Source organism: Bacillus sp. FSL R5-0709 (assembly GCF_038004785.1).
Classification (GTDB): domain Bacteria; phylum Bacillota; class Bacilli; order Bacillales; family Bacillaceae_G; genus Bacillus_A; species Bacillus_A mycoides.
The window spans coordinates 1,366,446-1,390,082 of sequence record NZ_JBBORT010000001.1 but is presented as its reverse complement, the minus strand read 5'-3'; the positions used below and the strand labels follow the sequence as shown (position 1 = coordinate 1,390,082).

At 35.7% G+C, this 23,637-nt stretch carries 25 protein-coding genes, 3 riboswitches and 1 other annotated feature; of the genes, 4 read left to right on the top strand and 21 right to left on the bottom strand.

Features of this window, described 5'->3' with window-relative positions; translation table 11 throughout:
• Positions 1-11: 11 nt before the first annotated feature.
• From MKX37_RS07170 to gltP, 5 genes are all read right to left on the bottom strand, one after another.
• A complete protein-coding gene (locus MKX37_RS07170; protein WP_002011675.1) occupies positions 12-674 on the bottom strand; it encodes a PspA/IM30 family protein in 663 nt (220 codons plus the stop codon).
• A gap of 44 nt (positions 675-718) precedes the next feature.
• A complete protein-coding gene (locus MKX37_RS07165; protein ID WP_002011676.1) occupies positions 719-1,075 on the bottom strand; it encodes a lmo0954 family membrane protein in 357 nt (118 codons plus the stop codon).
• Positions 1,076-1,304: 229 nt separating this feature from the next.
• Positions 1,305-2,621, bottom strand: coding sequence for a Na+/H+ antiporter NhaC family protein (locus tag MKX37_RS07160; protein WP_002126334.1), 1,317 nt, complete (start codon positions 2,619-2,621; stop codon positions 1,305-1,307).
• Between the two features lie 94 nt (positions 2,622-2,715).
• Positions 2,716-2,821: riboswitch (SAM riboswitch) on the bottom strand.
• 120 nt (positions 2,822-2,941) lie between these two features.
• On the bottom strand, positions 2,942-3,460 hold the full coding sequence (locus MKX37_RS07155; RefSeq protein WP_002168807.1) for a DUF402 domain-containing protein: 519 nt from the start codon (positions 3,458-3,460) through the stop codon (positions 2,942-2,944).
• A gap of 68 nt (positions 3,461-3,528) precedes the next feature.
• Complete coding sequence (gene gltP, locus MKX37_RS07150; protein WP_002186318.1) at positions 3,529-4,803, bottom strand: glutamate/aspartate:proton symporter GltP; 1,275 nt, start codon at positions 4,801-4,803, stop codon at positions 3,529-3,531.
• A gap of 492 nt (positions 4,804-5,295) precedes the next feature.
• Between gltP and MKX37_RS07145 the strand changes: the two genes are divergently transcribed.
• Positions 5,296-6,570, top strand: coding sequence for a murein hydrolase activator EnvC family protein (locus tag MKX37_RS07145; RefSeq protein WP_002168808.1), 1,275 nt, complete (start codon positions 5,296-5,298; stop codon positions 6,568-6,570).
• A 97-nt stretch (positions 6,571-6,667) separates the two neighbouring features.
• Positions 6,668-6,832, top strand: coding sequence for a hypothetical protein (locus MKX37_RS07140; protein ID WP_003188170.1), 165 nt, complete (start codon positions 6,668-6,670; stop codon positions 6,830-6,832).
• A 32-nt stretch (positions 6,833-6,864) separates the two neighbouring features.
• On the opposite strand, the gene MKX37_RS07135 is transcribed toward MKX37_RS07140, so the two are convergent.
• From MKX37_RS07135 to MKX37_RS07080, 12 genes are all read right to left on the bottom strand, one after another.
• Positions 6,865-8,220, bottom strand: a complete 1,356-nt coding sequence (locus MKX37_RS07135) for a sodium-dependent transporter (protein ID WP_002186320.1) — start codon at positions 8,218-8,220, stop codon at positions 6,865-6,867.
• A 111-nt stretch (positions 8,221-8,331) separates the two neighbouring features.
• Positions 8,332-8,579: a binding site (T-box leader), on the bottom strand.
• Between the two features lie 61 nt (positions 8,580-8,640).
• Positions 8,641-9,258, bottom strand: coding sequence for an NAD(P)-binding protein (locus tag MKX37_RS07130; protein WP_002186321.1), 618 nt, complete (start codon positions 9,256-9,258; stop codon positions 8,641-8,643).
• Entirely contained in the window at positions 9,233-9,985 is a 753-nt protein-coding gene (locus tag MKX37_RS07125; RefSeq protein WP_002030685.1) for a sirohydrochlorin chelatase, read from the bottom strand. Before MKX37_RS07125 ends, MKX37_RS07130 begins: the two co-directional genes overlap by 26 nt.
• A 1-nt stretch (position 9,986) precedes the next feature.
• Positions 9,987-10,763 carry a uroporphyrinogen-III C-methyltransferase gene (gene cobA, locus MKX37_RS07120; RefSeq protein WP_002126317.1) on the bottom strand — a complete coding sequence of 259 codons (777 nt, stop codon included), beginning with the start codon at positions 10,761-10,763 and terminating at the stop codon, positions 9,987-9,989.
• Positions 10,764-10,847: 84 nt separating this feature from the next.
• Positions 10,848-11,048, bottom strand: coding sequence for a DUF3906 family protein (locus MKX37_RS07115; RefSeq protein ID WP_000366913.1), 201 nt, complete (start codon positions 11,046-11,048; stop codon positions 10,848-10,850).
• An 11-nt stretch (positions 11,049-11,059) separates the two neighbouring features.
• The gene (locus tag MKX37_RS07110; protein WP_078421978.1) at positions 11,060-12,682 is read right to left on the bottom strand and encodes a nitrite/sulfite reductase; all 1,623 of its coding nucleotides are present in this window, start codon (positions 12,680-12,682) and stop codon (positions 11,060-11,062) included.
• A gap of 11 nt (positions 12,683-12,693) precedes the next feature.
• Positions 12,694-13,287, bottom strand: coding sequence for an adenylyl-sulfate kinase (gene cysC, locus MKX37_RS07105; protein ID WP_002030679.1), 594 nt, complete (start codon positions 13,285-13,287; stop codon positions 12,694-12,696).
• A gap of 12 nt (positions 13,288-13,299) precedes the next feature.
• The gene (gene sat / locus MKX37_RS07100; protein WP_002126309.1) at positions 13,300-14,436 is read right to left on the bottom strand and encodes a sulfate adenylyltransferase; all 1,137 of its coding nucleotides are present in this window, start codon (positions 14,434-14,436) and stop codon (positions 13,300-13,302) included.
• Positions 14,437-14,475: 39 nt separating this feature from the next.
• The gene (locus tag MKX37_RS07095) at positions 14,476-15,180 is read right to left on the bottom strand and encodes a phosphoadenylyl-sulfate reductase (protein WP_002126308.1); all 705 of its coding nucleotides are present in this window, start codon (positions 15,178-15,180) and stop codon (positions 14,476-14,478) included.
• A gap of 87 nt (positions 15,181-15,267) precedes the next feature.
• Positions 15,268-15,411 carry a YezD family protein gene (locus tag MKX37_RS07090; RefSeq protein ID WP_000116159.1) on the bottom strand — a complete coding sequence of 48 codons (144 nt, stop codon included), beginning with the start codon at positions 15,409-15,411 and terminating at the stop codon, positions 15,268-15,270.
• 72 nt (positions 15,412-15,483) lie between these two features.
• Positions 15,484-15,592: riboswitch (SAM riboswitch) on the bottom strand.
• 117 nt (positions 15,593-15,709) lie between these two features.
• Positions 15,710-17,026 (bottom strand): diaminopimelate decarboxylase, encoded by a 1,317-nt coding sequence (gene lysA, locus MKX37_RS07085; RefSeq protein WP_002126306.1) that lies wholly within the window; start codon positions 17,024-17,026, stop codon positions 15,710-15,712.
• Between the two features lie 180 nt (positions 17,027-17,206).
• Positions 17,207-17,388, bottom strand: a riboswitch (Lysine riboswitch).
• An 89-nt stretch (positions 17,389-17,477) separates the two neighbouring features.
• Entirely contained in the window at positions 17,478-17,873 is a 396-nt protein-coding gene (locus tag MKX37_RS07080; RefSeq protein ID WP_041868037.1) for a DUF3888 domain-containing protein, read from the bottom strand.
• 253 nt (positions 17,874-18,126) lie between these two features.
• Between MKX37_RS07080 and MKX37_RS07075 the strand changes: the two genes are divergently transcribed.
• Both MKX37_RS07075 and pssA read left to right on the top strand, forming a co-directional pair.
• Positions 18,127-20,013, top strand: a complete 1,887-nt coding sequence (locus MKX37_RS07075; protein WP_002086724.1) for an LTA synthase family protein — start codon at positions 18,127-18,129, stop codon at positions 20,011-20,013.
• A 182-nt stretch (positions 20,014-20,195) separates the two neighbouring features.
• Positions 20,196-20,897 carry a CDP-diacylglycerol--serine O-phosphatidyltransferase gene (gene pssA, locus MKX37_RS07070; RefSeq protein WP_002011698.1) on the top strand — a complete coding sequence of 234 codons (702 nt, stop codon included), beginning with the start codon at positions 20,196-20,198 and terminating at the stop codon, positions 20,895-20,897.
• Between the two features lie 32 nt (positions 20,898-20,929).
• Here the strand turns inward: pssA and MKX37_RS07065 are convergent, their stop codons facing one another.
• The 4 genes from MKX37_RS07065 to hisE all read right to left on the bottom strand — a co-directional run bounded on the left by MKX37_RS07065 (position 20,930) and on the right by hisE (position 23,634).
• Entirely contained in the window at positions 20,930-21,910 is a 981-nt protein-coding gene (locus MKX37_RS07065; RefSeq protein ID WP_003188176.1) for a 2-hydroxyacid dehydrogenase family protein, read from the bottom strand.
• 135 nt (positions 21,911-22,045) lie between these two features.
• A complete protein-coding gene (locus MKX37_RS07060; protein WP_002030670.1) occupies positions 22,046-22,210 on the bottom strand; it encodes a YozQ family protein in 165 nt (54 codons plus the stop codon).
• A 68-nt stretch (positions 22,211-22,278) separates the two neighbouring features.
• Positions 22,279-23,298, bottom strand: coding sequence for a histidinol phosphate phosphatase domain-containing protein (locus tag MKX37_RS07055; RefSeq protein WP_002126297.1), 1,020 nt, complete (start codon positions 23,296-23,298; stop codon positions 22,279-22,281).
• A gap of 12 nt (positions 23,299-23,310) precedes the next feature.
• Positions 23,311-23,634, bottom strand: coding sequence for a phosphoribosyl-ATP diphosphatase (gene hisE, locus MKX37_RS07050; protein ID WP_002011702.1), 324 nt, complete (start codon positions 23,632-23,634; stop codon positions 23,311-23,313).
• Between the last annotated feature and the right edge of the window lie 3 nt (positions 23,635-23,637).

Sequence of the window (23,637 nt, the reverse complement as noted above, 5' to 3'; positions counted from 1 at the left end):
ATATACTACAATTATTTTGTTACTTCTTTCGTTAACGATACTTCATTTTTCTCTTTCATTTCACTCTCTAGTTTTGCAATTTTCATATCAAATGTATCACGCTCATGCTCTTCATTTATACGAAGCTCTATGTCACGAATGTGATCTTCAATTTCTTCGAATCGTAAGAACGGATTATTTTCATCCATTTTATGCATAGCAGTATTCATACGGCGGTTTGCATGCGCCATATTTTCACGTGCCATTAATTCCATACGCTTTGCGTTCATTTCTTTTAATTTATTTTTCATTTCTGAAAGACGACGCTCTAACTCATCAATTTGCTCTACAACACCAGCATACATTTCTTCTAAGCGAGTTACTTGCCCTTCATAATACGCTACTTCTTCTAATGCACGTTCATGCAATTGCAATTCGCCTGCTTCTTGTGCGATGATAGCTTGCTTTGATCTTTTATTAACGAAATAACGTGCTTGCTCAAGCTCACGAGCGAAGTTAGATTTTAATGTTTTATGACGCTGAATTAACTTCTCAATTTTTGTTATTTCACGCTCACTATCTCGTAAATATTGGTTTAACATAGCAATTGGATTTTTTCTTTCTTTCTCATCTAACACATTATGAAAATCAGCTAAAATTGCATCGCGTACACGTCCGAATAAAGATTGTTTCATTATAATCTTCCTCTCTTCTACTTTATAATTTGATTTATTTTATATTAGTTTTTCATTAACTTGTTCCACTCATCTTCAAAGTTGCTATATGGTTTAGCACTTTCTGGAGCAGAATCAACAACTACATTTTTTCCTTTTTTCCACTCACGGTATCCGTAGTATAAAACTACTAATGCTGCGATACCGATTAATGCTGGGGAATGAGAAAGTGCAATGGACAAACCGATTAAACCAACAATACCCCAAGCTAACTTTCCAAAGAATGATTTAGCTCGCACAAATGATTTATAGCTCCAGTACACAACTCCTGCTCCAATGGCGAATCCTACAATACCAGCAAGACTACCAAGAGCAATTAAAGCCAAAATACCGGCTGCGATAAACGCTAGAAATTGTTTCATCTTGTGCTTGCCTCCCTTCGATTTGATACTCTTATCTTAACTATTTTTTCATTTTTTCATAACGAGCTTAAGAACTGTTTTCGACTCAGACTTAAGACCGAGTTAAATTCAGCCTTTTGCAAAAATATGCGGTAGGATAGGATGATTCACTCTTTTATCGCACATAAAAAGCCGTACAGAGAACATTCTCTGTACGGCTTTCGTTACTATTCATAAACTTCATTTTAAATTATGCTGTTTTGTGATACTCTTTCTTTCCCGCTACTTTAGAAAACCTCGGGAAACCAATTAATATAGAAATGATTCCACATACTCCAACTAAGATTGGATAAAACGCATATGGTAACAATTCAATTGGAGATAACGCCGCAAATCCTGCTGCCGTTAACATTTGCGCACCATACGGAATTAATCCTTGCACACAGCATGAGAAAAGATCTAATACACTCGCTGATTTACGAGGGTCAATTTCATATTGATCTGCAATGTTTTTCGCAAGCGGACCTGTAAAGATAATAGAAATCGTATTATTCGCTGTACACATATTCGTCATACTCACTAAGCCAGCAATACCGAACTCTGCTCCTTTTTTCGAACGAATATTACGTGTTAAAAGATTCATTAAATATTGAATGCCACCATTATACTGGATAAGTTCAACCATACCACCGATTAAAATGGCAAGTAACACTAACTCCATCATACCGCCCATTCCAGTCGTTACACTTTTAAAGAAACTCTCTAACGTATAACTTCCATCTATAAGACCGATAACACCAGATAATACCGTTCCACCAGTTAATACAATGAGTACATTCCAGCCAAGTAGCGCTGTAACAAGTACACCTGCATATGGTAAAATTTTCACCCAATCAAATGTATGAGCTTTAATTTCTGTATCATTACCTAAAGTAATCATTACTAATATTACAATTGTAATGACTGCAGCTGGCAATACAATTAAAAAATTCGTTTTAAACTTATCTTTCATTTCTGTTCCTTGCGAACGAACAGCAGCAATTGTCGTATCAGAAATAAATGATAAATTATCACCAAACATCGCTCCACCCACAACAGTAGCCATCGTAAGCGCAATTGAGATATCAGTTTGCCCACTAATACCTACAGCAATCGGTGCTAATGCAGCAATTGTTCCCATTGAAGTTCCCATCGCTAATGAAATAAATGCCCCTATAACAAAAATTCCAGCAACGATAAATCCTTGGGGTAAAATAGATAACGCTAAGTTAACAGTGGAATCAACTCCGCCCATTCCTTTTGCTGTTTCAGAAAACGCCCCTGCAAGTACAAAAATCAGAACCATGATCATAATATCAGGGTTTCCTGCACCTTTAGCAAATCGTTCTACTTTCACATTAAAGCTTTCCTTACGATTCATCACTAAAGCAATTCCTACAGCAATTGAAATTGCTACAAGTATCGGCAATTTATAGAAATCACCTGTAATAATTCCAGAACCAATAAATAGCGCCAAAAATACTCCAAGTGGTAATAAAGCTAAACCATTTCCTCTCGTTTCTTTCAAAGTATCATCTCTCCCTAGTTTTCAACCTTTTCTAATGAATAACAAAAGACCTCTTCCGATGAGAAGAGGTCTTATACATCTATAAGAAACGCTCTTCTCATCTTTCAAGCACACGCTTGCTGGATTTGGCACAGCACTCTGAAATCGAGTCCGCTGCCGAGGCATCGTAGGGCCAGTCCCTCCGCCTCTCTTTATAAGAAGGTTTCATATTTATTTTTTAATAATAATTTCTTTCCTAACTTTACTCGCTTACAAAACAAAAGTCAATTATTTTTTGTATAGATTTTTTTGGTAATTATGCAAAAATATGAATAAACCAATCATTTTAACTTTTCGATTTCTTTATCCAATATTGAGATCCAATAAAATTTTCTATTTTTTATCTTCGCGATAATCCATTTTGTTGTATTCCATGCTAACTCATATTCTTCTTTTGTAACATCACCAATTTTATAGGCATCCTCTAACTCGTCTTCATCCAGTACATAGATCTCACCGTTCGGTAACAATACTACATCTAAATATAAATCATCAAAATAAGGTAAACCACGCTCGTCTATTTTATATTCTTTCGTCACGTCGATATAATATTGCAGTAATTGTTTTTGATTGTCTAACATAGCTGTAATTGCAAAGTTTTCCCCGTTTATAAAATATTGCATCCATGTATACCCATCACCTGCAATGCAAAGCTGTTTACCATTGTATTCTTTATAACTAGGTTCTCTCACTTTTTTTATGTCCAGTATTCCTAACATTCCATCCTCTACTTGCTTAACCATATAATCCTTCTCTATTAGTCGCTTCCACGAAGAACCGTCACCATATTTACGTTTCATTACGTCCGCTCCTCTTCTATATATAGAAAAGCCCCCACATATTATGTGAGAGCTTGTTCATATTATAATTAAGCCGCTTGACCCTTTTCAGATATCTCTTTTAAATAGGCTTGTCCTTTTTCAGCGTCATATTGACCTTCCCACTTAGACATAACTACAGCCGCTAAAGAGTTACCTACAACGTTAACTGCTGTACGAGCCATATCAAGAATACGGTCAATACCTGCAATAAACGCTAAACCTTCAGCTGGAATACCTACTGTACCAAGTGTTGCTAATAATACAACGAATGATACGCCCGGTACACCCGCGATACCTTTTGATGTAACCATTAATACAAGTAATAACGTAATTTGTTGTGTAATGGATAATTCAATACCGTACATTTGCGCTAAGAAAATTGCCGCAATTGCTTGATATAAAGTTGATCCATCTAAGTTAAATGAATAACCTGTTGGAATAACGAAAGATGTAATTGCTTTCGGACAACCGAATTTCTCCATTTTCTCCATAATTTTCGGTAAAACCGTTTCTGAACTTGCTGTAGAATACGCTAAGATCAGCTCGTCTTTTAAAATCTTAAAGAATTGGAAAATGTTTATTCCAAATATTTTCGCTGTAAGTCCTAATACAACTACAACGAAGAAGATCATTGCTCCGTATACTACAATGAGTAATTTCCCTAATGGAATTAATGAAGCTAATCCGAATGTAGAAACTGTAACACCAATTAATGCGAATACACCAAATGGTGCAAACTTCATAACTTGGTTCGTTACATAAAACATTGCATCTGCTACACCTTGGAAAAATTGTAGAACTGGTTTACCACGCTCACCAATTGCTGCTACACCTAAACCAAATAATACTGAGAAGAAGATAATAGCAAGCATATCACCTTCAGCCAATGATTTCATAATGTTCGTCGGAACAATATTTACAAACGTATCCGCAAACGAATGACTTTGTACTTGAGCTGTTGTTTCTGCATATTTAGAAATATCAGTCTTTGTTAATTTATCCATATCAACGCCTTTTCCAGGTTGGAAAATGTTCGCTATTAATAGACCAACAACAATTGCAAGTGTTGTAATAATTTCAAAGTAAAGAATTGTTTTTCCGCCTAATCGGCCTAACTTCTTAACATCGCCAACACCAGCAACACCAACAACGATACTTGCTACAACAATTGGTACAACGATCATCTTAATTAATCGAATGAAAATATCACCAATTGGTTTTAAATAATCAACCACTGCCGGATTGCCAAAGAAAATCGCCCCAACTGCAATACCAAGCGCAAGTCCTATTAAAATTTGCCATGCAAGTCCTATTCTTTTCATATTTGTTGTAACCCCCTCTTCGATGTGTCACTCTATCTCTCATTCTATCTCTATAAAACATGAAATTAAGAGTATTACATATTATTCGACAATTCACTACATTTTGTCCCTGTTAAAAATCATAAATCAAAATTTAAAATCTGACAACAAAATAAGTTTGCCCGAATGCAAATAATTTTCTTGACAAAAATAAAACCCATGTAAGAAAACCTAACATGAGAACGATCCCTCACTAGTGATTTAAAGGTTTTTAAAGTAATGTTTCACCATCGGAAATTCCATCATTTTCCATGTTTTTTTTAGAACAAAATAGAAAATGGTGCATTTTTGTATGCATGCAAAAATTTCACTTTATGACAAACACTACGAAAAGATACTAAATTCCGACAAAACTTAGCAAAATTATAAAATTTTCTTTACATTATGATTACAACGATAGACACTCTTCTTCTTATGATATATAACATTCATAGGGAAAGGAGCAAGACAACCATGAAAAAGAAATTTGCAGCATTTAGTGTTTTAGCAGCTGGAACGATTTTCGTTTCCCCGTTACTTTCACCCGTATACGCTGAAACGAATGAGAATAAATTATCTAATATTCAATCCGAATTAGAAGGCAAACAAAATGACTTACAAAATAAATCAGCTGAGAAAGAACAAATAGAAAAAGAAATCCAGGAATTACAAAAGAAAATCGACGAATTAACTACTTCTATTAATAAAAACGAAGCTGAATTAAACGATACAAAAAAAGAAATTAGCAACACACAGCAAGTTATTACTGAAAAAAAGAAACATATAGAGCAATTACAAACGAACATAGATACACGGCAGGAAGTTATTAAACAACGACTACAATCTATGCAAGAAAAGCCTCGTACGAGTATCATTACAGAAGTAATAACAAGTTCTGCAAATATTGCCGATCTTGTTGATAATATGTATTCTGTAAGTTTAATTTTAAATAACGATACAGATATTGTGAAAAAGCAAACAAGTGATCAGAATGCTGTGACGACAGAAAAAGAAGCTGTTGAGAAAAAAGAGCAACAATTGAAAGAATCCGAGCAAAAATTAGTACAAAAACAACAAGAGTTACAAAGTAATCAACAACAGCAACAAACTCTTATTAAAGATCTACATACGAAAGTATCAAAAGTAGATTCCGAGATTGAAGGATTAGAAGAGTCACAAGGTATTTTAGAAAACCAGCGTCAAGCTGTTCAAAAAGCAATTGAAGAAGAAAAACGTGCGGAAGAAGCTCGCAAAGCTGAAGAGGCACGCAAGGCTGAGGAAGCAAAAAAACAAGCCGCCGCTTCTGCTAAAGAAAGCACACAATCCGCACCAACACCGCAAGATACGAACAAAGGTGGATTTATTAAGCCAGCCGCTGGATCAAAAACTTCTGGATTCGGCGCACGTTCTTTAGATAACCATAAAGGAATTGATATCGCAGCTTCGGGAACAGTTCCAATTATTGCCGCTGCAGATGGCGTTGTTATCCGTTCAGAATTATCCTCTAGTTACGGAAACGTTGTTTACTTATCTCACCGTGTTAATGGAAAAACATATACGACAGTGTATGCACATATGAATAGCCGCTCTGTATCAAATGGACAAACTGTAAAACAAGGCGATCAACTTGGCTTTATGGGAAATACCGGTCAATCTTACGGACAACATTTACACTTCGAACTTCATATCGGGGAATGGAATGTTGGTAAGACAAACGCAGTTGATCCGTCTCCTTATATCGGATTATAAAAAACTCGGTGCATACCGAGTTTTTTTACTACTTCACACTTTTTAGGCGTTTTACATAAACTACAACTAAATGCCTATATTTTGCGGGGTGATAAATATGAATACACAATTACAAGAAGAAATAGAAGAAGCTAGAGAAACATACATTGGCCGGCTATTTACATTCGGCGGCTCAGCGTTATTTTTAATTGGATCATTTATCGCAGTTGTCACAGCTTATAAAGCATATAATCGCTTATTAAATACTTCTACAACACAATAAAAAGACGGAGAATCCACATCTCCGTCTTTTTATTATGCAAACATTTTAAATACACCTATCGCATTTAAAAATACGATAATTACAGTTACCGGAATAACATAACGAAGCAAGAAGAACCAAATATTAAACAATGTTTTCCCTTTCGTTTCCGTAACTTCTAATTCTTTCATTAATAGCTCTTTACTCATTTTATTTGGTACAAATAACGAAATGGCTAGTACTCCGAGTGGCAGTAATACATTACTTACCGAAAAATCGACGAAATCAAAGAATGTCTTACCAAATATTTTCACATCACTCATAATTCCAAACGATAACGCTGATGGGATTCCAACTGCAAAAATAAGAATACCAATTAATAACGAAGCTGACGGACGCTTCTTCTCATTATCTTTCGCAACAGATGCTACTACAATTTCAAGCATTGAAATCGCAGATGTTAAAGTCGCAAAGAAGAATAAAACTAAAAACATAATGAAGAAAAATTGTCCAAATGGAATTTTCGCAAAGACAGCAGGAAGAACGATAAACAGTAGCCCTGGTCCTTCTGTCGGTTTAACTCCTAATGCGAAAATCGCCGGAAAAATCGCTAATCCTGCAAGTACTGTAACAAATACAGTTAAACTTACAATAGATGTTGCTGATTTAGCTAAATGCTCTTCTTTCTTTAAATACGAACTATACGTTACCATTACCGAGGCACCTACCGTTAGTGAGAAGAAAGATTGTCCCATCGCATATAAAATCGTATCTGCTGTAAGCTTTGAAAAATCTGGTTTTAAGAAGAACTCTACCCCAGCCATAGCACCATCAAGTGTTAACGCACGAATAATGATAGCAATAAATAAAATGAATAATAGCGGCATCATGTACTTACTTGCCTTTTCTATGCCTTTTTCCACACCTTTACTAACAACAAAAATGGTACAAAGCATAAAAATGAATTGCGCCCCAATCGCACTTACTGGATTTGCAATTGTTTCAGCAAACAATTGCCCATAATCGACTACTCCGTTCCAGAAACTACCTGTGACACTATAGTATAAATAAAGTAAAATCCATCCACCTACAACACTATAAAAAGATAGTACGCTAAAACAAGTAACAACCCCCATACGACCAATCCAAGGATATAACTTGCTATTTGGTACTAATACTTTATAAGCTGTAACTGCCTCTTTTTGAGTACTACGGCCAATAACAAATTCAGCTACAAGAAGAGGCATACCAATAAATAAAGTTAATAGTAAGAATACAAGGAAGAACGCGCCTCCCCCTCCATTACCTGCAACATATGGAAACTTCCATATTGCCCCAAGACCTACTGCGGCTCCCGCTGCTGCGAGTACAAAGCCTATTTTCGACGTCCATTGCTGTGTTTCTTTCATTATAATTTCTCCTTTTCTGAATATTATAACTTTTACCAATTATACACTTTCATTTCATACTCGCACACCTCCTTTAGAAAATAAAAAAGTCCCCTACACGCAAATATGCATGTAGAGGACGATATATGTAATATAAATACCGTGGTACCACCTCAATTGGATTGATAAATCCCACTTGTTCAAGTACAGGAAAATTCCGATACTCTATCCTTTTAACGGCGGAACCCGGGTTGCCTACTGCAATGTTCAGCATACCTCTCGCAAGCCCATTCTGTATATTTTATCGTACCGGGCTCACACCTTACCCCAGCTCTCTGAACGCATCAAATATACGTACTCTTCTTGCTCATCGATTTCATCTATTGAAGTTACTTGTGATTATAAATTATATTCTTATAGTTGTAAAGCACAATTTATTCATTATCCTATATGAACCTTTCTCTCTAATTCTTGTAAAAACAATTCTCTTTTTTCTCCATTTAGAACATATACTGACTTTAATACTTCTTGTAATAGTATATTTCTCTGCCGCTTATCTACTTGTAATTCTTTCACTTTTATTCTTACTTCATATAAAAAATTAAGATACGCTTCATATGTCTCATCATATTTATTTGCGATATCGTCACGAATTTTTTTCGCCAATTTCGGGCTTGCTCCTCCTGTAGAAACAGCTACATTAAGCAAACCACGATGAAACGCCGCCGGAAAATGAACATTTCCACTTTCCGGATTCGTAATAACATTTACCAATTGATTTACCGAGACATCTTCAGCAATTTGTTCATTTAGTACCGAATCACTAGTCGCTGCAACTACTAAAAAAGCATCTTTAATATCACTTTTCTCATACTCTCTTTGATACCAACGAATTTGCTTTTCTTCTACAAGTTTCACTAAATTTGCATCTAATTCTGTACTTACTACAACAATATCCGCACCTTGTTTTAGTAAAGGAATAATTTTAAACCCCGCTACTTTCCCTCCACCAATGACAACAACACGTTTCTTATCAACTCGCACTGTAAGTGGATACATATTGATCTCCCTTCAATATTTCCTCTGTTTTCTGAATTAACATCTCTCGAAACGCTACATTCTTTCCTAAATAGGGACTTATTTTTATCTCTTCCGACTCATATTGACGCACTTCTTTCTCAACATGTTTCATGAGTAAGCCTGTAAATAATAAGTAAGGTAACACAACAATGTTCCGTTCTTTTTGTTCTACAATTTCTTTCAACCTCTCATCAAACTTCGGCTCCGCGGCTGCTAAATAACAAACTTCCACCTCTTTAATGTTCTCTTCTTTTTGAAATAAAGAAGAAATCCACTTTATGTCTTGTAAAGTTTCCGGATCACTACTCCCTCTTGCAACGAGCAAAAGTGTTACTTCTTCTTTATAGTCTTTAATACCACTTCCGTTATATACCGCTTTTACAAGCACTTCTGATACACCAAATGGATTACCATACACTATTTTGATATCCGGATATTCCTCGTTTAACTTTCGTAATTCAAACGGAATATCTTTCTTTACATGTCCTGCCGCTAATAAAAAAACAGGAATAGCGACAATCTCTGTAGCACCACGCTTCACACATGTACGAAATCCTTCTTCAATAGAAGGATTCGCTAGCTCTAAAAAACAAATTTCTTGAATATTTGCCTCTACACGGTTCATACATGACGTAATAAATGCAACCGCTTCTTCTTTTGCTGCTTTCAAACGGCTTCCATGACATATATATATAACAGCCTTCATTTTACAATACTCCGCTTACTTGATATGCATTTTCCGTTTGTTTCTCAAACCAATGTATCTTTTCTCTAAAACGGACAACTTCTCCAATAACAATCATACTTGGATTTTGAATTCGTTCTTTTTTGGCAACATCTACAATTGTTCCTAACGTCGCTGTAACAGTACGCTGCATAGATGTCGTTCCCCACTCAATGATAGCGGCAGGTGTACTTTGATCTTTTCCATGTTTTATTAGTTGTTCACATATGTAAGGTAAATTACTAACCCCCATATAGACCGCTAATGTATCTACACCTTTCACTAAACTTTCCCACTTCACTTCCTCTTCAGCCCCTTCTTTCCGGTGCCCTGTCACAACAGCAAAACTTGCACTTGCATCGCGATGCGTTACTGGAATTCCAGCATAAGCAGGAGCAGCTATACCAGCTGAAATACCAGGAATAATTTCAAATGGGATACTTTGCTTCGCTAACGCTTCAGCTTCTTCTCCACCTCTTCCAAATACAAATGGATCTCCGCCCTTAAGTCTCGTTACAACTTTTCCTTTTTTCGCATATTTAATAAGAAATGTGTTAATTGTCTCTTGCTTCATCGTGTGATAATTTGGGAGTTTCCCGCAATAAATTAAATCCGCTTCAGGCTTTGCATGAGAAAGCAATTCTTTATTTACGAGACGGTCGTACAATATAACATCAGCCTTCTCGATGCATCTCAACCCTTTAACAGTAATTAAATCCGGATCACCAGGACCCGCCCCGACGATATAAACCTTCCCCATAATCTCTCCTCATTTCTACTATAAAATGAAACTTCCACTCTTAATCACGAATGGAAGTTACTATTATTTCGTATTACATGTTCTCTACTCATGAATAACAAATGCCGCCCCTTTTCGAATCTTCTTTTTTTCAAACAAAGAAATCTCTTTCACTTCTGGTAACGGTAAAAAATGTTTTTCAAGCTCAATTTCCGCAAGCTTAAATGCCTGTTCTTCACTCTGAGCAACGACAACAATTGGAACAATACTATTTACTAATACAGCTTCAAATCGATATAAGTCCATATTGCCCCCTCCTAAGATGCTATTACTTCTTCTAATACACGATTTAGTACAATTTGTAATTCTTCCACTCCAACACGTCCTACGAAATCATAAAACGTTTCGGCTAGTAATTTATTCTTTTGGAAATAACTTAAAAAGGACACGAGAACATCCGGCAAATCTTCTCCATCTATTTTCCCTTTTAACTTTTCGTTATATGCTCCTCCGTCTAATAGTGTTCCGCCCACATATATTTCAAACGCCTCAACGATTCCCTTTTCCTTCGTTTTCAGTTTTATCCCTTGCAAACCAATATCAGCAATTTGACGTTGACCACATGAGTTCGGGCATCCTACCATATGAATTCGAACTGGAACATCGAGTGCAATTTGTGTATCTAAGTACTCTGCGATTTTGCGTAATCTTTCTTTCGTTTCTACTAACGCAAGATTGCAATACTCAATGCCAGTACATGAAACCGCATGACCGATAAACGATTTCGGATTTGCTGAAATTGCTTCAAACAACGGTTCACTTAATAATCCTGCAACATTTTCTGGCGGAACATTCGGAATAATGAAGTTTTGAGAGTTACAAGTTCGAATTTGCCCGTTTCCATATTTCTTTGCAATTCTTGCAATCTCAAACATTTCCTCTGCGTGTAAACGCCCTACTGGTACATTAAAGCCGACATACTTTAATCCTGCTTGTTTTTGATCTTGAACGCCATAAAAGTATCCTGCATTCCAGCCTTTGAGAGCACTTTCCCCTTTACTTTGCAATGGGCCTGTGTATTCTACTAGTTTCTCTTTAAATTTCTCAGCGCCCCAGTCAGCGACAAGAAATTTCAAACGTGCTAAGTGGCGTTTTTCACGATATCCAAAATCACGGAATATAGTAGCAATTGCAATCGACACTGCCTTCACTTCTTCTGGTAAAACGAATACATCTAATTCTTCCGCTAAGTACGGACGAGCTGATAATCCTCCGCCTATTTTTATATGAAACCCAACCTTTTCCTCACCATTTATTTCTTTCGTAGCAGGTGTAAACGCCACACAGTTAATCTCTGCATTTGCTGAATTATAAATGTTAGAACTAATAGACATTTTGAATTTACGTGGTAGATTAGAAAACTCTTCATTATGTTGGAAGTAATCGTATATTTCTTTAACAATCGATGTTGTATCAAATAGTTCATTCGCATCAATTCCAGCAAGTGGATTTCCTGTGATATTACGCGTAATATCACCGCATGCCCCCGCTGAAGATAAACCAACTCTAGCTAACCTCTTAAAAATATCCGGAATTTGCCCAATTTCTAACCAATGAAACTGAATCGCCTGTCTTGTCGTAATATCTAACACATCACGCCCATAATCTTCAGCAATGGAAGCCAGCACCTCTGCCTGCGCATTTGTAATAATTCCAGAAGGAATGTTGACACGCATCATAAAATAGCCCGCTTCTTTTGGTCTTTGCAAATACAATCCTGCCCATTTAAAAGCGTCCCACTCTTCTTTCGGAATAGATTCAAATCCATTCTCCGCATAGTAAGGAATATCATTAAAGATTTCTAATCCATCTTTTTCTAATTTCTTTTGCTCGGACGGATTCAATTTTTCATTATTAGCCCACACTTTTTCATAACTCATCTTTTATCCCCCTATATAAAACTACGCTCTTGTAAGTATTTCACGATTTGTTCTGCACATTCTTCAATAGAATACTTGTGCGTTTCTACAATTAATTCTGCTTGTTTTGGTTCCTCATACGGTGAATCAACACCAGTAAACTCTTTAATATCACCTTGTCTCGCTTTTTTGTATAACCCTTTTGGATCACGTTTTTCACACTCTTCAATTGGACATTTTACAAACACTTCTATAAACTCATCTGCCGCTAATAAATCCCTAACTTGTTTTCGATCTACTTGAAATGGTGAAATGAACGCTGTAAGAACAACAGTACCTTGATCTACAAATAGCTTCGCCACTTCGCCAATACGTCTTATATTTTCCATACGATCACTTTCAGAAAAACCTAAGTCTTTATTTAAACCGTGCCGAATATTATCCCCATCTAGCACATAATTTCCTATATTCTTTTCAAATAGTTTACGAGCAACCGCATTCGCTACTGTAGATTTACCCGAAGCTGATAAACCAGTAAACCAAACTACAAAACTGTGATGCCCATTCTTCACTCTTCTCTCATCTTTTGAAACAGAAGCTGTATGCCAAGTAATATTCGTATCCATCTTATTCTCTCCCTATTCTGTTACTACTTCTTTTTTCAAACCTTTAATTAGCACTTCCACTACTTCTTTACGACTAAATGTACTTGGCGGAATCTCACCATTCCTTAACATTTCTCGTACTTTCGTACCCGATAAGATGACACGGTCTTCTTTTCCATGCGGACATGTTTTCGTTGAAGCCATTGCTTCACATTTCGTGCAGTAAAAACTATGTTCAAAAAATAACGGCGTAATCCCTAACTCTTCTACTGTAAAATTCGTAAAGATTTCCTGCGCTTCATATGTTCCGTAATAGTCCCCTACCCCAGCATGATCACGCCCTACAATAAAGTGGGTACAACCAAAGTTCTTTCTTACTAGTGCATGAAATATCGCTTCCCTTGGTCCTGCATAACGCATTGCTGCAGGAAATACACCTAAAAAGACACGATCTTTCGGATAATAGTTTTGAAGTAATACTTCATAGCTTTCCATCCTTACATCAGCAGGAATATCATCTGACTTCGTTTCCCCAACGAGCGGATTTAAAAAGAGACCATCTACAATTTCAAGGGCAGATTTTTGAATATACTCATGGGCACGATGTACTGGGTTTCTCGTTTGAAATCCAACTACTGTTTTCCAACCGCGTTTTTTAAATTCTTCTCTCGTTTCAATTGGATCTAAATGATAAGAAGGAAATGGATTATTCCCAAAACGTTTTGTAAGAATAATAGCTCCTCCAACGTAAACGTTTGGTCGTTCATATAATTTCTTTACTCCTGGATGAGCTTCATCCGTCGTTTTATATACAAGTAACGCTTCTTTTTCTTTATCAGGTACAAAAATATCTTCTATTTGAATAACACCATATACATTTCCATCGTTAACAAGTTTTACTTCCTCTCCAGCTTTCAGTCCCTCTGCTACTTCCTCTGTTACCGGCAATGTAATTGGTATACTCCATACGCTACCATTTGCTAAACGAAGCGTTTCTACTACTGAATCATAATCTCTCTTCCCTAAAAATCCTGTAAGAGGGCTATATCCTCCTGTCGCCAAAAGTTCTAAATCACTAAGTGCAATTTTGTCTATCTCGATTTCCTTTACAATGTTCGATATTTCATATGTTTCATCAATGCGGTTTACTAATTCATTTGTTGTACTCATCTTCTTATATCCCTTCTTAGCTTTATTTCAAAATCTATCTCATTGAAAGTGAAGGCCACATTCCGTCTTCATTTTCCCAGCCCATCTTCCATCTCTTGAGTTGCCACCATCACCTACAGGTAATGTACATTTCTCACACCCAATACTCGGATAGCCAACATCATGCAATGGGTTATACGGCAAACTATGTTTATATACATATCGCCAAACTTCTTTCCAAGTCCAATGAATGAGTGGACAAACTTTAATAGATTGAAAACGACGATCTTGATTTATAAACTGTGTATGCTTACGCGTTTCTGATTGTTCCCTTCTTAAGCCTGATATCCACGCTTTTTCCGCTGCTAATGATTTTTCTAACGGTAAAATTTTTCTAATACTACAGCAAAGATTCGGATTACTTTCCCATAACTTCTCTCCATGAAGCTTCGCTTGTTCATCGAGTGTAAGTTCTGGCTGTTTTTCTATAATATTTAATGAAGGAAATTTCTCGCGTACCTTCTTAATTAATTCGTATGTTTCTTGAAAATGAACATTTGTATCCAAAAATACAACTTTAGCAGATGGATTTACTTGGTTTATAAGATGCAATAAAACCATTCCCTCCACCCCAAAGCTACATGCATATACAATTTCATCTTTATATTCGTTATAAGCCCAACTTAATACTGATAGCGCGCCTTTCGTTTCATCTTCTTCAGAAAATGAAACACTATTTTCTTTCCACGTTTCGTACGTCAACATGTTTTTTCCCCCTGTAAAAGCAAAAAGACGGCTTTAACCTATTAAAAATAGATTAAAACCGCCTCTAGTTTTTCTAGTCAGCGCTTTTTACTTTAAACGAACCTTTTCACTTTTTTCTAATTGAATCACTTTTCCATCTTGCACAACAATTGTAATGGAACCATATTTCATATCAGCAAGCATCGCTTGAATTTTCTCAGATACTTCATCAAAATGCTCCCGTACGCTCACGCAAACAGCCCCCCTTTTTATTCATAAAAAAAATCTTTCCCATTTCGAAAAGACTGTTCGGTAATATATTTTACCTTATCTTTCAAAATGGATTCCATTTTGCTGGATTTAGCACCTTGCTTTCTATAAGCAGGTTGCCGAGCTTCGTAGGGCCAGTTCCCTCAGCTTCTCTTGATAAGCTTTGTATTTGTATTTTATCACAATTCTGATTTTTTTCAATCCTAGTTTTCCGATATATTTAATTATTTTTATTTTTTTAAAAGGAGCTGCCTTTACTAGACAACTCCTTCTTTCTCATTCACACCAGCTCTTTAATACGTATGCGATCGTTCCCAATGATATTTTCATATGTTTCACGTTCTACGACAATTTGTGACGTCCCGCCTTTTGCAAAGACGACAGCTGGTCTACGAATACGATTATAATTATTCGCCATCGAGTACCCATATGCCCCCGTGCAAGAAATTGCTAGTAAATCAGAAGAAGCAACTTGCGGTAAGTTAATATCCCAAATCAGCATATCTCCACTTTCACAGCATTTCCCAGCAATCGAAACGAGTTCCTCATTCTCATCATTCCCTCGATTCGCCAACATCGCCTCATAACGGGCTCCGTATAGCGCTGGTCTTAAATTATCTGTCATTCCACCATCGACTGAAACATATTTCCGAATGCCAGGAATCTCTTTCACCGCTCCGACTGTATAAAGTGTTGTTCCAGCATCACCTACAATACTACGACCTGGTTCAATCCATATTTCTGGAAGCGGATATTCACATAATGTAAATTGTTCTCTTATCGTACTTGTTACAGCGTGCACATACGTTTCAAGTGTTAACGGTGTATCTGAATCCGTATAACGTATACCGAAACCTCCGCCCACATTTAATACTTTCATCACATAATGTGTTCGCTCTCTCACTTCTTCTAAAAATTGGCGGAGTACTTCAATTGCTCGAACAAATCCAGCCGTTTCAAATATTTGTGATCCGATGTGCGAGTGAATTCCTAGCACATTATAATTTGATTTTTGCAAGGCAAGCTCAATTGCTTGCATCGCTTGACCATTTGAAACACCAAATCCAAATTTCGAATCCTCTTGACCTGTTGTTATATATTCGTGTGTATGTGCCTCTACTCCAGGCGTTACACGGATTAATATGTTCACAAATTTCCCATGTTGCATTGCTAAATCATGTAAAATTTCTAATTCTAAGAAATTATCTACTACAAAACAACCGATATTCGCCTGAAGAGCCATAATCATTTCTTCTTCTGTTTTATTATTTCCGTGAAAATGAATACGCGATGCCGGAAAACCAGCTTGGAGCGCAGTATATAATTCTCCTCCAGAAACAACATCTAAAGACATATTCTCTTCACGAGCTACTCGGCACATCTCCATGCACAAGAACGCCTTGCTTGCATATGCTACTTGATAAGAGAAACCACTTTCTTTAAAAGCACGATGAAACGCGCGGCACTTTCCTCGAATAGACTCTTCATCGTATACATAAAGTGGTGTTCCGTATTGTTTTGCTAGCTGCGTCGTATCGCACCCACCAATTTCTAAGTGTCCTTGCCCATTGATTCGGCTTGTGCCGTGTAAATACATTTGAATTCCTCCCTTATTTCCTCTAAAACTCATAACCCCAATCTTCTATTCATTGCAGCACGCTTTTAGATAGACAAAAAACGCGCGGAACAATGTTCACACGCGTTTCTTATTAGGAAAAATATATATTGAAAAAATAAACGAGTTGTTATCTCCTCAAAATAAGAAACCGCATCAACATCTCCAAATAGCTCTTCATAAAATAAATCTTATGACAGTACTACATTTATTCAATGCAGTCCCAATATATGAATAAGATGGTTATTCTTATATTTCGGCAATAGTCCCTTTCAACCTATGATCACAGATTCCATTAAATCTCCCATAGCTTACTCTTTCCTATCGCGGCCTCTACCTTTGAGAGTAGATGAGGTAAGTCTATTTAATTTTCAAACATCTAATTGTTGCTATTAACAATACCAAAGGACCATTTTATTTGTCAAACAATTTTTTATATTGTTTTTTTACAGTTTAATTTCGTATCATTTGGTAAGCGCTTTACTGAAACCTTTGTCACTTCCCATTCGCCCTCTTCGTTATTAAATGTAATCGTTACCTTCTCAAATGGTGGAACAATTTTCCCACCAACCTGTTCATACTTCGTTACTTCAATACTCGCTTGAAATAAATATGTACCACTATACACTTTTTTTAAACTAATAATTTTAGGACATTGATAAGGCTTCAAGCTCCCATATTGTTTTTCAATTGACTTATTTATTTTTGGAAATAAAACAGAATAAAGGGCATCTTCCATAAGGGGTGCATCATATTGTGCTACCGACACACTCGGTGAAGCAAAAAGTATAACACTACTGCATACTATAAAATATAATAATTTTCGCATTATAACCTCCGTTTTATTACTCGATTCTTTTTGCGCACGATAATTATCATACATAGAAACTCCGTTTTATTGTCTCCCACTGCCCTTTTTCTACTCAATTATTATAAAAAAGCCCACAACTCTCTTTTATTTTCGTATAATGATACTCATAGTATAATAAACATAATAACAAAGGACTGTTCGTATATATAAAATGAGGCGCTAATCAAACCGGCTCACAAGAACCGTCATGCTTTTAGGAGAGGAGTATATTATGCTACAAAATCTGTTTCCAAAACTGCGATTTGCACTAGTTGCAGTCGTTTTATTATGGATAAAAACATATATTGTGTACAAGCTAGCATTTGATATTAGAATTGATAACTTCTTTGAAGAGTTTATGCTTTTTATTAACCCACTAGCTTCGTTACTTTTATTTTTTGGTTTCGCTTTACTTGCATCTAAGTACCGAAACCGAATTATTATTGTAATTAGTTTTATACTGTCATTTATTTTATTTGGAAATGCAATGTTTTACGGATTCTATAACGATTTTGTTACTTTCCCTGTTTTATTCCAAACAAATAATATGGCTGACTTAGGGACGAGTATAAAAGAACTCTTTACGTATAAAACATTACTTTTATTTGCAGACGCAATTATTTTAATGTTTATTTCGCGTAAATTCCCATCATTTGGTGATAAAACACCCCTTTCTCGCTCTGAGAAGCGAACTTTCTTTAGCGGTGTAACAGTATTATTAGCACTACAAATTGTTGTTTCAGTTATATATAAACCACAAATGTTCTCACGCTCGTTTGATCGTCAAACTGTCGTGAAAAATTTAGGGTTATACACATATCATCTATTTGATATTACACTTCAATCTAAGTCTTCAGCTGAGCGTGTATTTGCAAGTGGAGACGGGTTCTCTGAAATTAAAAACTATACAGACTCAAAAGATAAACAAGTTGATAAAAACTTATTTGGAGCTGCAAAGGGTAAAAATGTAATTTTAATTTCAATGGAATCTACACAAAGTTTTGTTATTAATAAAAAAATAAATGGAAAAGAGATTACTCCATTTTTAAATGAGTTTATTAAAGATAGTTTTTATTTCGATAACTTCTATCATCAAACGGGACAAGGTAAAACTTCTGATGCTGAATTTATCGTTGAAAATTCCCTTTATCCGTTAGACCGTGGTTCTGTATTCTTTACTCATGCAACAAATGAATACACTGCCACACCAGAACAATTAAAGAAATACGGATATTCTTCTGCTGTCTTCCATTCAAACGATAAAACGTTTTGGAATCGTGACGTAATGTATCCTGCGCTTGGATATGATCGTTACTTTAATTTAAATGATTACGTAGGAACGGAACAAATGTCTGTCGGTTGGGGATTAAAAGATAAAGAGTTCTTTGAGCAATCTATTCCAAAGTTAAAATCTTTACCACAACCGTTCTATACAAAATTTATTACGTTAACAAACCATTTTCCATTTCTTCTAAATCCAGAAGATCAATATGTTGATGAATTTAATTCCGAAAGTGGTGTTTTAAATCGCTACTTCCCAACCGTTCGTTACACGGATGAAGCTCTTAAATTATTTATTAAACAATTGAAAGACGAAGGACTATATGATAATTCCGTTATTGTCATTTATGGTGATCATTACGGCATTTCTGAAAACCATAATGCAGCTATGGCTCAGTTCCTTGGGAAAGACGCTATTACACCGTTTGATTCTATGCAATTACAACGCGTCCCTCTCATTATTCATGTGCCTGGCCAAGAAGGAAAAGTCATCTCTAAAGTATCTGGTCAAATTGATATTAAACCAACGTTACTTCATTTACTTGGTATTAAAACAAATCAATCCGTAGAATTTGGAACAGACTTATTTACGAAAGAAAAAGACCCTCTTATGGTAATGCGGGACGGCAGTTTTGTTTCGGAAGATTATGTTTATACAAAAAATATGTGCTATAAAAGAAGCACAGGTGAAGAAGCTGATTTAACACTATGTCAGCCTTATATTGAAAAAGCAAAAACAGAATTAAAATTATCCGACAAACTCATTTATGGAGATTTATTAAGATTTGATCCTAACAATCGATATAAAACCGGAACGATGACAACGAAATTTGAATAGTGTAGGAAGCAACTTCACAAAAGTTGCTTCCTTTTTTTACTTATTTTTCAAATTTCTCTTCTATACAATCTTTCACAAATTGGGAATTTTTTTCGTATGAGAAAGAAATTTATGGTATGATAAAATAAGTAAACTTTCATACACTAATTAAGAATTTATAACAGAAAGCAAGGGATCAGATTTTGTATAGAGCAGCTATTCCAAACTTATTTACGCTCGGGAATTTATATAGCGGATTTTTGTCAATCGGCTATGCATCTTTAGGATATTATAAATCAGCTGCTATTTTAGTACTGATCGGGATGATGTTAGATAGTCTTGATGGTCGTGTCGCTCGTTTATTACGCGTTGATTCACAAATGGGAAAAGAGCTTGATTCACTCGCGGATGTTGTAACATTTGGCGCAGCACCTGCTGTTTTAATGTATTACACATCTTTTTCCAACTACGGAATCATTGGACTATACATAGCGGGATTATTCCCTCTGTTCGGAGCATATCGCTTAGCACGATTTAATGTAACACCATCTTCTACTTCTATGAAATATTTCACTGGAGTTCCGATTACCGCAGCAGGAGGGCTTGTTGCTTTCTTAACATTATTTTCACATACCATTCCAAAAATCGTTCTCATTACCGTATTTGTAACGTTCGCATTTTTAATGGTGAGCCGTGTTCGTATCCCAAGTTTAAAAGATGTACCAATTCCACGATATAGCATAATTATTACACTATTTTTAGTTGGAATTATTATCACAATGTACCAAACAAGTTTTGGCAACATTTCTGTTTTCTTATTCATTGCTATTCCACTATACATTTTGTATATGTTATCTCAATTTATTAGACAAAGACCTTCTAAAAAAGCGAATAAAGAAAAATAAAAAAACCTTCCGTATTTCGGAAGGTTTCTTTTTTATTTTGTAACTAATACTTTTTGATTTACAGGTGTTACAGGTTCTTCACCATTTAATACAGCTAAAATATTTCTTACTGCCATTTCAGCCATTGCATCACGTGTTTCGAATGTTGCATTTCCTACGTGAGGAGCAAGCACCACATTCTTTAATCCTTTTAGCTCTTCTGTAATTTTCGGTTCAAATTCAAACACGTCAAGAGCTGCACCTTCAATTTCATTTGTTTTTAGTGCATGAGCAAGTGCAAATTCATGCATAATTGGTCCACGTGAAGCATTTACAATATATGCTGTTTTCTTCATCATTTTAAACTGTTCTTCATCAATCATATGATGTAATTTCGGATTATAAGCACAGTTAATTGTAATAAAGTCCGCTGTTTGTAATAATTCTTCCAACGTTACGTATGTTGCTTCCAGTTCACTTTCAGCTTCAGGCTTTCGATTTGGTCCTGTATATAAAACATTCATTCCAAATGCTCTCGCACGCTTTGCAACTGCCTTCCCAATTTCTCCGAGGCCAATGATTCCAATTGTCTTACCGTGCACTTCACGACCCAAGAAAAATAATGGTGCCCAGCCGTTAAATCCAGTTGTACGACATAAGGTATCCCCTTCAGGAATTCTACGTGCCGCTGCTAAAAGCAGTGCAAACGTTAATTCTGCTGTTGCCTCTGTAGATACTTTCGGCGTATTTGTAACAGCAATACCCTTTTCGCCAGCATATGTGTAATCAATATTATCGTAACCAGCACCATAATTTGCGATAATTTTCAAGTTTGGTGCTGCGTCAATAACCTCTTTCGATACCTTCGTAGAAAGTAAGCTTAAAAGTGCATCTTTATCTTTTACACGTTCTGCTAACTCTTCTACACTAATTAATTCTTCTTTATTGTACATTTCTACATCATGATTTTTCAATAATTCTAATCCGATTTCTGGAATTTTCCCTGCTACTAATATTTTCGCCACTACTAACACCTCTTCTATACAAAATATGATATCTCTTATATTTCATTGTAAGAAATCTACATATAAAAACCAAGGAATTTGATTATAGTTTTGAAAATCGACACTTCTCCATAAAAAAAGAGGAGATGCAACTCTCCCCTCTTTTTACGCTTTTTCTTGCGATTCTTTCCCAAGCTTCGCATCGATTGTTCCTTCTGCAACTGTATCGCTAATTTGTTCCTCAATAACTGAGTTAGCAGTATTATTTGTTTCAGAAGTATAGGCTTGATCTGCCGCTTGTACGTTTTGTTTATTTTGTTGTTTCGCCATTTTTCATCCTCCTTTTCATTCTTTCTTATTTTGAACAAAAAGGGTGATTTTCATCAAAAAATCGTGTTTCATTTTGAAATTATTCCTTCTTCTTCAAGCAATCTCATCGTTCTTACTCGTTTCGTAAATGTAGCTATGTGAGAAATATCATGATTGCGTAATGTCTTTATATTCTCTTCCACATACTTTCCTAAATCATTCGGATAATGGGCATCTGAGGATAGAGTAATCGGAACTCCATGTTTAGCTAATACTTGTAAATAAAGCGGACTTGGGCACATTTCGCGCACAGGATATCGATAGTACAATCCCGCATTTATTTCTGTTGCTGTATTTGTTTCCACTAACGCACGAGCAATTTCCTTATAATAAGAAAGCTGTTCATTCTCATTCAATCGATAATTAAATACTTTTATGTTATCGAGGTGAGCTATAATATCAAAAAGCTCGGAACGAACAGCACTTTCAACTGTAGCGAAAAACGTGTGATATAAAGTATGTAACTCATGCGTACCAAAATACTCTTTCGTATCTGGATTATCAAATCCCCATCCATCTATAAAATGGACCGAACCGATTACATAATCAAAGTCTCCTAATGCTAGTAAACCTTTTAACTCTTGTTCACCCCCGATAAAATAATCCGCTTCAATTCCAAGTTTGAGCGTTATCCCTCGTTTACTCCATCGCTCTTTTGCCTCTTCAATCGCCTTTGTAAAATCATAAATAGACGTTACTCTTACTTGATCTAACCATTCTTTTTGCAGGCGACCAAGCTTAGAATCACTAATATCTACATGCTTTTCATAATATCCTTTCGCTTCATGAAAACGATATAAATGATCGACAATACCAACTTCTTTTATACCTTTTCGCACAGCTTCTTCTAAATATAAATCAATCCATTTCGCTGTAAATGGACCTTCCTTCACACGTCTTTGCAGGCGTTCTTGTGTTTTCATAAGCCATTCCATAGAATGTTTTTCTTCTTTAAGCGGTTCAAAATATTGTAGCGCATCATTTATTTTAGCTAGCCACCCTATTGAATATGGCCCTTCTTCTAAATGAATGTGATAGTCCACTTTCATCCATATTCCCCCTTATAATGTATCTATTTCTCTTCTGTCCCCTACTCGCGAAAGCTTTCCATTTCTTTCTTTCACTTCTTGCATGACATCTTCTAATGGAATATTTTTTTCGGCTAATAGAACAAAACAGTGATAGAACACATCAACCATTTCTTTTACTATTTCTTCTTTATCATTATTTTTAGACGCAATAATTACTTCGGTGCACTCCTCACCAATTTTCTTTAAAATTTTATCTTCACCTTTTGAAAATAAATAATTCGTATATGATTCAGAGAGTGGATTTTTCTTTCGTTCTTCAATTGTTTCAAATAATAACTTAAGGATATCTTCCATATG